An 11,975-nucleotide genomic window follows, 5' to 3' on the forward strand; every position below is an offset into this window, starting at 1 on the left:
TTAATTTCCAATCGAAAAGGTCAATCGAATGGCCGCTAGACATCTCGCCCCCGATACACCGGAACTGCGCGCACGCTGGGAAGGGTTTGCCTTTACCGATGCCAATAAGGCTACGGCGGACAGGCACATTGCCAAATATCCCGAAGGCCGCCAGAAAAGCGCGGTGATGCCGCTGCTTGACCTGGCGCAGCGCCAGGTCGGTGAAGAAACTGAAACGCAGGGCTGGCTGCCGCTGCCAGTGATCGAATATGTAGCCGCATATCTCGACATGCCGGTGATCCGTGTGCTTGAAGTCGCAACATTCTATTTTATGTATAACCTTGTTCCTGTTGGCAAATTCCATGTGCAAGTGTGCGGCACAACGCCCTGCATGCTACGCGGATCGGACAGTTTGTTTGAAACCTGTGCCAAGCGCGGCATGGCCAAGGGCAAGGTTTCCGAAGACGGTTTGTGGACCCTTACGGAAGTGGAATGCATGGGCAATTGCGCCACCGCGCCGATGGTCCAGATCAACGACGACAATTATGAGGATTTGACGCCAGAACGCCTCGATACAGTGCTTGATGCGCTGGCTGCAGGTGAGCAGCCCAGGAGTGGCACGCAAGAGCCTGGCCGTCACACGTCGGAGCCTACTGGCGGACCGACGACGCTCAATGAAATGGTCGACGCGAACCATGATTATCGGAAAGACTGGTAATGGACCAGATCTTCCCCATCCTCATCGCGCTGGTCCTCGTCGTGATTGCGTGGAAGGTGCTCAAGGGAATCGTCAAGACTGTAGCGCTCGTCGTGATCCTCGCAGCGGCCGCGATCTGGACCTTTGGAGGGCTGACGTGATGTCTAATGATGTGATCGATGTTCTTCCGGTTTTTGGCCTCCTTATCGGGCTGATCGTGGCATTCGCATTCGATCCGACAGCGAAAAGGGCTTCTGCGTGGGGAGCACCTTCCAGACTTAATGCAGGATGTGCGATGCGCTTGGCATCCAGAGGTTTTTATAATGCTCGCTGACAAGGACCGCATCTTCACCAATCTCTACGGTTTTCAGGGCTGGGACCTGAAATCTGCCGAAAAGCGTGGAGACTGGGATGATACGAAGGCGCTTATCGAGCGCGGGCAAGACAATATCATCGAGGAAATTAAGGCATCCGGCCTGCGTGGCCGCGGCGGTGCAGGTTTCCCGACCGGCATGAAATGGTCTTTCATGCCCAAGGAAAGCAAGGATGGTCGTCCGTCCTTTCTTGTCATCAATGCCGATGAATCGGAGCCGGGCAGCTGCAAGGACCGTGAGATTATTCGCCATGATCCGCACAAGCTGATCGAAGGCGCACTGGTCGCCGGTTTCGCCATGCGGGCGAGGGCGGCCTATATCTACATTCGCGGCGAATATATCCGCGAGGCTGAGACCTTGCAGGCTGCAATTGACGAAGCTTATGGCGCAGGTCTGATCGGCAAGAATGCCAGTGGATCAGGCTATGATTTCGACGTTTTCATGCACCGCGGCGCTGGCGCCTATATCTGCGGTGAAGAAACCGCGATGATCGAAAGCCTGGAAGGCAAGAAGGGCCAGCCACGGCTTAAACCGCCATTCCCCGCAGGTGCTGGGCTTTATGGTTGCCCCACAACGGTCAATAATGTTGAAAGTATCGCAGTGGTCCCCACCATCCTGCGGCGTGGTGCAAACTGGTTTTCCAGCTTCGGGCGTGAAGGGAATAAGGGCACCAAGCTCTTCCAGATCAGCGGCCATGTGAATAAGCCTTGCGTGGTCGAAGAGGCCATGAGCATCACCTTTGAGGAGCTGATCGAGAAGCATTGCGGCGGTATTCGCGGTGGTTGGGATAATCTGCTGGCTGTTATCCCCGGTGGATCATCCGTTCCGCTGGTGCCGGGAGAGCAGATCCGCACGGCGCATATGGATTTTGACGGGCTGAAAGAACTTGGCTCCGGTCTTGGTACGGCGGGCGTTATCGTGATGGACAAATCCACCGATATCGTGCGCGCCATCAGCCGCATCTCCTATTTCTACAAGCATGAAAGCTGCGGCCAATGCACGCCGTGCCGCGAAGGTACAGGCTGGATGTGGCGCGTGATGGAACGGCTGCGCGTGGGTGAAAGTTCATCTGAAGAGATCGATATGCTCTATCAGGTCACCAAGCAGGTGGAAGGCCACACGATCTGCGCACTGGGTGACGCCGCCGCTTGGCCAATCCAGGGCTTGCTTAAGCATTTCCGCCCAGAACTGGAACGCCGCATCGCCGAACGCGAAGGCGGTTTGCAGGAGGCAGCGGAGTGATGCGTTCGCTTTACAATCTAGGCGGCGCTGGTTTTCTTGGTGAGCCGACCTTGACGATGCCAACGTCTTTCTTTCGCCAGATGGCCGCCGATGGACTGTGGAGCCGCAGCCATTACGCCACGACTGGTCGGCCTGCACCAACAATCCAAGGTAGGGTCTAATGCCTAAAGTCACCGTAGACGGTCAGGAAATCGAGGTTCCCGGAGGCGCCACCGTGCTGCAGGCGTGTGAGCTTGCCGGCAAGGAAATCCCGCGTTTCTGTTATCACGAGCGTCTCAGCATCGCTGGCAATTGCCGCATGTGCCTCGTGGAAGTTAAGCCGGGGCCGCCCAAACCGCAGGCATCTTGTGCATTGCCCGCGACTGATGGACAGGAAATACGTACCGATAGCGAAATGGTAAAGACCGCGCGCGAAGGCGTGATGGAATTCCTTCTGATCAACCACCCGCTCGATTGTCCGATCTGCGATCAGGGCGGCGAATGTGATTTGCAGGACCAGGCCATGATGTATGGCCGGGGCGGCAGCCGCTATGATGAAAACAAGCGTGCCGTGACCGAAAAATACATGGGGCCGCTGATCAAGACGATTATGACGCGGTGCATCCATTGCACACGCTGCGTCCGCTTTTCCGAAGAAATCGCCGGCGTCGATGAAATCGGTGCGCTGTATCGTGGCGAAGACATGCAGATCACAACATATCTCGAACAGGCGGCTAAGCACGAATTGTCCGCCAACGTGATCGACCTGTGCCCGGTCGGCGCGCTCACCAGCGGGCCATATGCGTATGAATCGCGTCCGTGGGAATTGAAGAAAACGCTTGGCATCGACGTGTCCGATGCGGTCGGCTCCAACATCCGTATCGACAGCCGCGGCCGCGAAGTGTTGCGTGTATTGCCCCGCATCAATGATGATGTGAACGAGGAATGGATTTCCGACAAGGCGCGCTACCAGGTCGATGGCCTGACGCGCCGCCGTCTCGATAAGGTTTTCATCCGCCGTCGTGGCAAGCTCGAGACAGCAAGTTGGGACGAAGCGTTCGCAAAGATTGCCAAGGCCAAGCCCGGCAAGGCCATTGCCGCGATCGCGGGCGACATGGTCGATTGCGAAACGATGTTTGCTGCCAAGACGCTTCTCAAGGCGAGCGGTTCGGCCCTTGTCGAAAGCCGTCAGACCGGTATGGACTACGATGTGTCCAGCCTCGCGGGCGCCAATTTCAACAGCACATTTGCCAAGATCGAGGAGGCGGATGCTATCCTTATCATCGGCAGCCATGTGCGCTGGGAAGCGCCACTGGTGAATGTCCGTCTGCGCAAGGCAGCCAAGAGCGGTGCGAAATTGTTCATTGTAGGTCCCGAATGGGAAACGACCTATCCGGCAGAGTTTCTCGGGGAAGAAATCGGAATTCTCGGTAATTTGCCCAGCCATGTGCAGGATGCACTAAACGGGGCGGAACGGCCTGCCGTCATCATCGGCGGGGCAGGTCTGGCTGCTGGTGCGCATGGTTCAGCACTGCGGATTGCGCATGATTTCGGCATGGTGAAAGACGGTTGGAACGGTTTCAACGTATTGCACCTCTCGGCGGCTCGTATGGGGGCGCTGATGCTCGGCTTTGCGCAGAGTGGCGGTATGGCGGATATCCTTGCTGCCAAGCCCAAGGTGGTCCTTGCGCTGGGCGCCGATGAGATTGATTTCGGCCAGTTCCCTGAAGCCTTGAAGGTCTATATCGGCCATCACGGCGACAAGGGCGCGCATGCGGCGGATATCATCCTGCCCGCCAGCGCTTATACCGAAAAGCCCGGTACCTATGTGAATACGGAAGGGCGCGTGCAGATGGCCGACAAAGCGATCTTCGCGCCAGGTGACGCGCGCGAAGACTGGACGATCCTGCGCGCATTGGCAGATGCGCTGGGCGTCACCGTGGGCTTCGATAATTACGATCAATTGCGCGCCGCAATGGTGGCAGACGTGCCTGCCTTGGGCGAAGAAGGCCAGATTGCGAATTTCGGCGCAATGCCATCCGCTCCTATCGGAGCAGCACCATCGGGTACGATCAATGCTTATCCGGTCAAGGATTTCTACCTCACCAACCCCATCGCCCGCGCCAGCGATGTGATGCAACGGTGTTCGGTTGAACTACTGCATGAGGAAGTGCTGCAGGAGGCGGCGGAATGACCGAATTCTTCACCTCCCTTGGCATGACAGAAGGCTGGGCGCTTTTTGTCGGCAGTATTGCAGGCATCCTGCTGATTGCTCTGCCACTGATGCTAGCCGTGGCGATGATCATTTATGTCGATCGCAAGGTCTGGGCGGCCATCAATTTGCGGCGCGGGCCCAATGTGGTCGGGCCCTTCGGTTTGCTGCAGAGCTTTGCCGACGGGTTGAAGGTCTTCCTGCAGGAAACCATCATCCCCAGCGCGGCGAACAAGGGCATCTTCCTTCTTGCGCCGATCATTACCTTTACCGTGGCCCTCGTCGCATGGGCTGTGATCCCGTTCGACGCAGGCGTCGTGCTTGCGGACATCAATGTCGGCCTGCTGTACATTCTGGCGATCAGTTCCCTCTCGGTTTACGGCATCACGATGGCGGGCTGGGCGAGTAATTCAAAATATCCGTTCTTTTCCGCCATGCGCGCTGCCGCGCAAATGATATCTTATGAGGTGTCGATCGGCTTCATTCTTGTATGCGTGGTACTATACGCAGGCTCCTTCAATCTGAGCGAGATTGTTGAGGCGCAGCGCGGACACGGACTGGGCATCGTCAACGGCTATTACTTCAACCTGCTGCTCTTCCCGATGTGGGTGATGTTCTTCATTTCCAGCTTGGCTGAAACGCAGCGCGTCCCCTTCGATCTGACCGAGGCAGAAAGTGAGCTGGTTGCCGGTTATCAGACGGAATATTCTTCGATGAGCTTCGCGCTTTTCTGGCTGGGTGAATATGCCAATATCCTGCTGATGTGCAGCCTCAACACCTTGCTGTTCTTCGGCGGGTGGCTGCCACCGCTCGATATAGACCTGATCCCGTGGTTCGACATTCCAGGATTCGTCTGGTTCCTTGCCAAAACATTCTTTTTCTTCTTCATGTTCAGCTGGGTGATGGCGACGGTTCCGCGCTATCGTTATGACCAATTGATGCGGCTTGGCTGGAAAGTATTCCTGCCGATGAGCCTGATTTTCGTGGTCGCAATCTCCGGTTGGTTGATGCTTACTCGTTACGGAGGTGCGGCATGACCGCTGCCCAACTCATCAAGAGCTTCACCTTGTGGGAGTTTCTCAAGGCCCACGCGCTTACGCTGAAGTATTTCTTCAAGCCCAAGGTGACAATCAATTACCCGCATGAGAAAAACCCGCTCAGTCCCCGTTTTCGTGGTGAGCATGTGCTCCGGCGCTACCCCAATGGGGAGGAGCGGTGCATTGCCTGCAAGCTGTGTGAGGCGGTGTGTCCGGCGCAGGCGATCACCATAGAAAGCGAACCGCGTGAAGACGGCAGCCGCCGCACCACGCGATACGATATCGACATGACCAAGTGCATCTATTGCGGCTTCTGTCAGGAAGCCTGCCCGGTGGATGCCGTGGTCGAAGGGCCGAACTTCGAATATGCCACCGAAACACGCGAAGAACTGCTCTATGACAAAGCTAAATTGCTGGCGAACGGGGACAAGTGGGAGCGGGCGATCGCCGCTAACCTTGAAGCCGACGCCCCCTACCGCTAACCGCGCCGCGAGACTCAACGGGGACTTCACTTGATTGTCTTTGCCTTCTATCTGTTTGCTGCCCTTGTTATCGCGTCCGCCGCGATGACGGTGCTGGCGCGTAATCCAGTGCATTCCGTGCTCTGGTTGATCATGGCTTTCTTCAACGCGGCGGGCCTTATGGTGCTTGTCGGGGCAGAGTTTCTCGCGATGCTGCTGATCGTCGTTTACGTTGGCGCGGTCGCGGTATTGTTCTTGTTTGTCGTGATGATGCTCAACATCGATTTTGCGGAATTACGCGCCGGTTTTATGAAGAATGCGCCCTTGGGCTTCGCCATTGCACTGATCCTGCTGGCCGAACTGGTGCTGGGCATCGGTGCCTATCGCGCAGGCAAACTGGAACTTGGCACGCCAATGGGCGATGCCGCACCGCTGCTGGGTCAAAGCAATGTGGAGAGCATCGGGGCGATGCTCTACGGGCAATATCTGTTCCTGTTCGAAGTGGCAGGGATCATCCTGCTGGTCGCCATGGTCGGCGCGATTGTGCTGACCCACCGCGAACAGCGTTCCTCCCGCGGACATCAGAATATCGCCAAGCAAAACGCCCGCCGCCCGGATGAGGCGACCGTCAACGTCAAACCCGAAGTGGGCAAGGGGGTCGAACTGTGACCGAACTTTCAGGCATCGGTATCGAGCATTACATCGTCGTCAGCTCTATCCTGTTCGTGCTGGGCGTGCTCGGCATTTTCATGAACCGCAAGAACATCATCGTCGTCCTCATGGCGATTGAATTGCTCCTGCTGGCGGTGAATATCAATCTCGTCGCATTCAGCGCCTTTCTTGGCGATTTAACCGGGCAGGTATTTGCCATGTTCGTGTTGACCGTCGCCGCTGGCGAAGCGGCAATTGGCCTCGCTATCCTCGTCATTTATTTCCGTTCGCGCGGCACGATCGCGGTGGACGATGTCAACCGGATGAAAGGTTAGACCTTGAACATCCTCATTATCGTTTTCGCACCCCTGCTGGCGGCGATCATCGCGGGGCTGGGCAATCGAATGCTCGGCAATTTCGCGTCCAAGCTGGTAACGACGGGTGGCCTGTTTCTCGCTTGCGCATTGAGCTGGCCGCTGTTCATCGGTTTCCTCAATGGCAGCGAAACGGCGAGCGTCGTTCCAGTCATGAAATGGGTGGAATCGGGGGCGCTGACATTCGACTGGGCACTGCGGGTCGACACCCTGACCGCCATAATGCTGGTGGTGATCACCAGCGTGTCTTCACTCGTCCATCTTTATAGCTGGGGCTATATGGATGAAGATCCGGATCAACCGCGCTTCTTCGCCTATCTCAGCCTGTTTACCTTTGCCATGCTGATGCTGGTGACGGCAAACAACCTCGTTCAGATGTTTTTCGGATGGGAAGGCGTGGGCCTCGCCAGCTATTTGCTGATCGGTTTCTGGTTCAAAAAACCATCTGCCAATGCCGCGGCGATCAAGGCATTCGTGGTCAACCGCGTAGGTGATCTGGGCTTCATGCTTGGTATCTTCGGCACTTTCCTGGTGTTTCAGACGACCAGCATCCCCGAAATCCTCGCGGCTGCCCCGGCAATGGAAGGGGCAAGCTCAATCGGTTTCATGGGCATGCGGCTCGATACAATGACGATTCTGTGCCTGCTGCTGTTCATCGGCGCGATGGGCAAATCGGCGCAGCTTGGTCTGCACACATGGTTGCCGGATGCGATGGAGGGGCCCACGCCCGTATCCGCGCTTATCCATGCTGCCACGATGGTGACGGCAGGCGTGTTCATGGTGTGCCGCCTTTCCCCCATGTTCGAGGCAGCTCCCGCTGCGCTGGCCTTTGTCACCGTGATCGGTGCAGCAACCTGCTTTTTCGCTGCCACGATCGGTACCACCCAGTGGGATATCAAGCGCGTTATCGCCTATTCCACCTGCTCCCAGCTGGGTTATATGTTCTTTGCAGCGGGTGTCGGCGCCTATGGTGCGGCGATGTTCCACCTTTTCACGCACGCTTTTTTCAAGGCGCTGTTGTTCCTCGGTGCAGGCTCGGTAATCCACGCCATGCATCATGAGCAGGACATGCGATATTACGGCGGTCTGCGGAAGCAGATTCCTTTTACGTTCTGGGCCATGTTAATCGGAACGCTGGCGATTACGGGCGTCGGCATTTATCATGTTGGTGCAGGCTTTGCCGGCTTCTGGTCGAAAGACGCCATTCTGGAGGTCGCCTATGCAGCTGGCGGTGAATATTCCAATATGGCTTTCTGGCTTGGCACTATCGCTGCGTTGCTCACGAGTTTTTACAGCTGGCGCCTGATGTTCCTCACTTTCTGGGGCAAACCCCGCTGGATCGAGAGCGAACATATCCAGCATTCGGTTCACAAGACGCCTGAAGAGGCGGGGGCTGATACCACCGGTGGCTATCATCCGCACGAGAGCCCGCTATCCATGCTTGTGCCGCTTGGCCTGTTAAGCCTGGGCGCAGTCTTCGCTGGCCAGATTTTCCACGAGGCGTTTCTGGATGACGCGGGCTTCTGGGCCGGAAGCATCGCTTTCAATGCAGAGCTGATGCATGCGATGCATGAAGTTCCGATATTGGTGAAATATGCCGCATTCATCGTTATGGTGCTCGGCTTTATTGGCGCATGGTATGCCTATATCCGCAAGCCTTCGCTTCCTGCCGAAACCGCCGAACAGCTCGGTCCGATTTACAAGTTCGTCTATAATAAGTGGTATTTCGACGAGCTCTACAATCTGATCTTCGTGAAGCCTGCCTTCTGGCTTGGCCGCCTGTTCTGGAAGCGCGGTGATGAAGGCATCATCGACCGCTTCGGCCCCAACGGGGCGGCATGGGCCGTCTCGCAAGGTTCTGTCCTCGCCAAGAAATTCCAGTCCGGCTATCTCACGAGTTACGCCCTCATCATGCTTATTGGTCTTGTTGCCGCCATCACCTGGGTGCTGTTCTGATGGGTAGCTTTCCTATTCTTTCGTTGATGTTGGCCGTGCCGCTTATCGGTGCCATCGCCTGCCTGTTTCTTGATGCCAGGTCCGCTCGCATGGTTGCGCTTGTAGCCACGCTGATCAACCTCGTGCTCGGCGTGGTGATGTGGCTCAACTACGATATTGGCGGCGCGCAATGGCAGTTCCAGGAATACAGCCCTATCTTCGGGGATTTTGCCTATGCACTGGGGATTGATGGTATCGCGCTGATGCTGATCATGCTCAGCGTCTTCCTTATGCCTATCTGCATCGGCGCCAGCTGGAATGCGATCACGAAGCGCGTGGGCGAATATATGGCCGCCTTCCTCTTCATGGAAGTGCTGATGATCGGGGTGTTTGCCGCTCAGGACATGTTCCTGTTCTATATTTTCTTCGAAGCGGGGCTGATTCCCATGTATCTCATCATCGGGATATGGGGCGGCGATAACCGTATTTACGCCAGCTACAAATTCTTCCTCTATACCCTGCTCGGATCGGTCCTGATGCTGATTGCGATGCTGTGGATGGTGAATGATGCGGGCACGACATCCATTCCGCAGCTGATGGAATATGACTTCGCTCCTGAAGCGCAAACCTGGCTGTGGCTGGCTTTCTTCGCCAGCTTCGCAGTGAAGATGCCCATGTGGCCGGTCCACACCTGGCTACCGGATGCCCACGTGCAGGCGCCTACTGCCGGCTCTGTCATATTGGCGGGCGTATTGCTGAAACTGGGCGGATATGGCTTTATCCGTTTCAGCCTGCCGATGTTCCCCGATGCCAGTGCGCAGTTCGTCTGGTTGATCTGGGGCCTGTCAATGGTGGCCGTTGTCGTCACCAGCCTCATCGCGCTTGTGCAGCATGATATGAAGAAGCTGATCGCCTATTCATCGGTCGCGCATATGGGTATTGTGACTGTCGGCCTGTTCGCATTCAATGTGCAAGGCATCGAGGGCGCGATGATGATCATGCTGGGCCACGGCCTTGTATCTGGCGCGCTGTTCCTTTGTGTGGGCGTTATTTATGACCGTCTGCATACGCGCGAAATCGCACGATATGGCGGCCTTTCGGTCAACATGCCTGCCTATGCGGCAGTTTTCATGCTTTTCACCATGGCCAGCGTTGGTCTGCCGGGAACAAGCAATTTTATCGGTGAGTTCCTTGCGCTTGCCGGTATCTACCAAATCAACAGCTGGGTCGCCTTTGTCTGCACCACCGGCATTATCCTGGGCGCTGCATACATGCTTTACCTCTATCGCCGCGTCGCCTTCGGGCCGCAGGTCAATGCAGACGCAGCTGCGATGCCCGATCTATCCATGCGGGAATATCTCTTGCTTGGCCCCATTGCAGCGGCCGTATTGTGGATGGGTGTCTATCCAGAAAGCTTCCTTGCGCCGATGCGAGCTGACATCGCCTTGCTAGATGCGCGCCTTACAGAAGCGGCGCCGGATAGTGACGCGCATCTCGTAATCGGAGAGCCTGTTGCGAGAGATGTTGATGCGGACCATGCAGCACATGGGGAGGCCCACTGATGGACTATTCATCTTCCCTGAGCCTCATCGCACCTGAAATTGTCCTGACCCTTACAGGGTTGGCAATGCTGCTTTTGGCGGCCTGGGTCGGGGACAAGCTTTCGAGCATTATCTCCATCTGCTGCGCCGTTGCCCTGGGCGGTGCCTTTGCAATTGTCGCGCCATCGGTATGTGCTGGAGCAAGCGGCCCGGACACGCTCGCCTTTGGCGGGCTATTCCGTGCGGATGCCTTCGCCGGCCTCGCAAAGCTGATGATCTATGCGGCATCCGGCGCTGCGCTCATCGTTGCCCCGCGCTTCTTCGGGAAGATCGGTGCGATGCGTGCCGAATATGCCATTCTGATACTGTTCGCTACCTTGGGAATGAGCATCATGGTTTCGGCCAATGATTTGCTCACCCTGTATATGGGTCTCGAGCTGAACTCACTCTCGGCCTATGTGCTTGCCGCTTTCCTGCGCGATGATGAGCGTTCTGTAGAAGCTGGCCTCAAATACTTCGTTCTCGGCGCACTTGCTTCAGGAATTCTGCTATTCGGGATGAGCTTGATCTATGGCTTTGCCGGGACAACCAATTTCGCCGGCATCGCTGTGGCGGTTTCTGGTGATCTTGGCACTGGCATGCTGTTCGGGCTGATCTTCGTTCTGGCCGGACTGGCCTTCAAGATTAGCGCCGCTCCGTTCCATATGTGGACCCCTGATGTTTACGAGGGCGCGCCGACACCGGTTACTATGTTCTTTGCCAGCGCACCCAAGGTCGCAGCCGTGGCGCTATTGGCCAGAATTGCGTTGGAGGCCTTTGGCACGCAGCTTGATGCATGGCGTCAGGTGGTGATTGCAGCAGCCCTCCTTTCCATCGTAATCGGCGCCCTGGGGGCCATTGGTCAGGCCAATCTCAAGCGATTGCTGGCGTATTCGTCCATCAACAACATCGGCTTCATCCTAATCGGTCTGGCTGCTGGAACGGCTGCTGGTGCCAGCGGGATGATGGTCTATCTCGCTATCTATGTCGTGATGACAATCGGCAGCTTTGTGGCTGTCTTGTTGCTGCGCGATGCTGACGGGAACCAGCTTGAGGGCGTTTCCGATCTTGCGGGTCTTTCGACCACGCGGCCAGCCATAGCATGGAGCCTCATGGCGCTGATGTTCAGCCTCGCCGGTATTCCGCCGCTGTTCGGCTTCTGGGGCAAGTTCGTGGTTTTCCAGGCAGCCGTGGAAGCAGACCTGCTGGCGCTTGCCGCCATCGGCATTGCCGCCAGTGTGATAAGTGCGTTCTACTATATCAAGATCGTCAAAGTCATGTTCTTCGACGATCCGATCGATACCGTAAAGGGCGAGGGTGACACCGCGCACTGGGCGCTGCTGTTGATCTGCGCGGTCATTGTATCGCCGCTGGGATATCTGTTGATCGGATGGCTTGGCGGTCTGGCTGATATGGCGGCGGCATCGTTGGCGCTTCCCGCCTAAGGCGGCGCA

General features: G+C 56.8%; 11 protein-coding genes. All 11 read left to right on the forward strand.

Features of this window, described 5'->3' with window-relative positions:
* Window positions 1–28 precede the first annotated feature (28 nt).
* The 11 genes from nuoE to nuoN all read left to right on the forward strand — a co-directional run bounded on the left by nuoE (window position 29) and on the right by nuoN (window position 11,966).
* Window positions 29–697 (forward strand): NADH-quinone oxidoreductase subunit NuoE, encoded by a 669-nt coding sequence (nuoE, locus tag CP97_RS09470; RefSeq protein ID WP_048885732.1) that lies wholly within the window; start codon window positions 29–31, stop codon window positions 695–697.
* The gene (locus tag CP97_RS16370) at window positions 697–837 is read left to right on the forward strand and encodes a hypothetical protein (protein ID WP_169807763.1); all 141 of its coding nucleotides are present in this window, start codon (window positions 697–699) and stop codon (window positions 835–837) included. Before nuoE ends, CP97_RS16370 begins: the two co-directional genes overlap by 1 nt.
* Window positions 838–999: 162 nt before the next feature.
* On the forward strand, window positions 1,000–2,292 hold the full coding sequence (gene nuoF, locus CP97_RS09475) for an NADH-quinone oxidoreductase subunit NuoF (RefSeq protein WP_048885733.1): 1,293 nt from the start codon (window positions 1,000–1,002) through the stop codon (window positions 2,290–2,292).
* A 160-nt stretch (window positions 2,293–2,452) separates the two neighbouring features.
* On the forward strand, window positions 2,453–4,465 hold the full coding sequence (gene nuoG, locus CP97_RS09480) for an NADH-quinone oxidoreductase subunit NuoG (protein ID WP_048885734.1): 2,013 nt from the start codon (window positions 2,453–2,455) through the stop codon (window positions 4,463–4,465).
* A complete protein-coding gene (gene nuoH, locus CP97_RS09485; RefSeq protein WP_048885735.1) occupies window positions 4,462–5,520 on the forward strand; it encodes an NADH-quinone oxidoreductase subunit NuoH in 1,059 nt (352 codons plus the stop codon). Before nuoG ends, nuoH begins: the two co-directional genes overlap by 4 nt.
* Window positions 5,517–6,002, forward strand: coding sequence for an NADH-quinone oxidoreductase subunit NuoI (gene nuoI, locus CP97_RS09490; protein ID WP_048885736.1), 486 nt, complete (start codon window positions 5,517–5,519; stop codon window positions 6,000–6,002). Before nuoH ends, nuoI begins: the two co-directional genes overlap by 4 nt.
* An 84-nt stretch (window positions 6,003–6,086) precedes the next feature.
* Window positions 6,087–6,650 (forward strand): NADH-quinone oxidoreductase subunit J, encoded by a 564-nt coding sequence (locus CP97_RS09495; RefSeq protein ID WP_048886901.1) that lies wholly within the window; start codon window positions 6,087–6,089, stop codon window positions 6,648–6,650.
* A 14-nt stretch (window positions 6,651–6,664) separates the two neighbouring features.
* Window positions 6,665–6,967 (forward strand): NADH-quinone oxidoreductase subunit NuoK, encoded by a 303-nt coding sequence (gene nuoK / locus CP97_RS09500; RefSeq protein WP_048886902.1) that lies wholly within the window; start codon window positions 6,665–6,667, stop codon window positions 6,965–6,967.
* Between the two features lie 3 nt (window positions 6,968–6,970).
* Window positions 6,971–8,962: an NADH-quinone oxidoreductase subunit L gene (nuoL, locus tag CP97_RS09505; protein WP_048885737.1), complete on the forward strand. Its 1,992-nt coding sequence runs from the start codon at window positions 6,971–6,973 to the stop codon at window positions 8,960–8,962.
* Window positions 8,962–10,503, forward strand: coding sequence for an NADH-quinone oxidoreductase subunit M (locus tag CP97_RS09510; RefSeq protein ID WP_048885738.1), 1,542 nt, complete (start codon window positions 8,962–8,964; stop codon window positions 10,501–10,503). Before nuoL ends, CP97_RS09510 begins: the two co-directional genes overlap by 1 nt.
* Window positions 10,503–11,966, forward strand: a complete 1,464-nt coding sequence (nuoN, locus tag CP97_RS09515) for an NADH-quinone oxidoreductase subunit NuoN (RefSeq protein ID WP_048885739.1) — start codon at window positions 10,503–10,505, stop codon at window positions 11,964–11,966. Before CP97_RS09510 ends, nuoN begins: the two co-directional genes overlap by 1 nt.
* Window positions 11,967–11,975: the final 9 nt, after the last annotated feature.

The sequence above is a fragment of the Aurantiacibacter atlanticus genome (genome assembly GCF_001077815.2).
Lineage (GTDB): Bacteria > Pseudomonadota > Alphaproteobacteria > Sphingomonadales > Sphingomonadaceae > Alteraurantiacibacter > Alteraurantiacibacter atlanticus.

What these genes read in the sequence shown, in the direction of transcription:
- nuoF (WP_048885733.1), top strand. Translation starts at nt 1,000, where the DNA reads ATGCTCGCTGACAAGGACCGCATCTTCACCAATCTCTACGGTTTTCAG.
- nuoH (WP_048885735.1), top strand. Translation starts at nt 4,462, where the DNA reads ATGACCGAATTCTTCACCTCCCTTGGCATGACAGAAGGCTGGGCGCTT.
- CP97_RS09495 (WP_048886901.1), top strand. Translation starts at nt 6,087, where the DNA reads ATGACGGTGCTGGCGCGTAATCCAGTGCATTCCGTGCTCTGGTTGATC.
- CP97_RS16370 (WP_169807763.1), top strand. Translation starts at nt 697, where the DNA reads ATGGACCAGATCTTCCCCATCCTCATCGCGCTGGTCCTCGTCGTGATT.
- nuoN (WP_048885739.1), top strand. Translation starts at nt 10,503, where the DNA reads ATGGACTATTCATCTTCCCTGAGCCTCATCGCACCTGAAATTGTCCTG.
- nuoI (WP_048885736.1), top strand. Translation starts at nt 5,517, where the DNA reads ATGACCGCTGCCCAACTCATCAAGAGCTTCACCTTGTGGGAGTTTCTC.
- CP97_RS09510 (WP_048885738.1), top strand. Translation starts at nt 8,962, where the DNA reads ATGGGTAGCTTTCCTATTCTTTCGTTGATGTTGGCCGTGCCGCTTATC.
- nuoE (WP_048885732.1), top strand. Translation starts at nt 29, where the DNA reads ATGGCCGCTAGACATCTCGCCCCCGATACACCGGAACTGCGCGCACGC.
- nuoG (WP_048885734.1), top strand. Translation starts at nt 2,453, where the DNA reads ATGCCTAAAGTCACCGTAGACGGTCAGGAAATCGAGGTTCCCGGAGGC.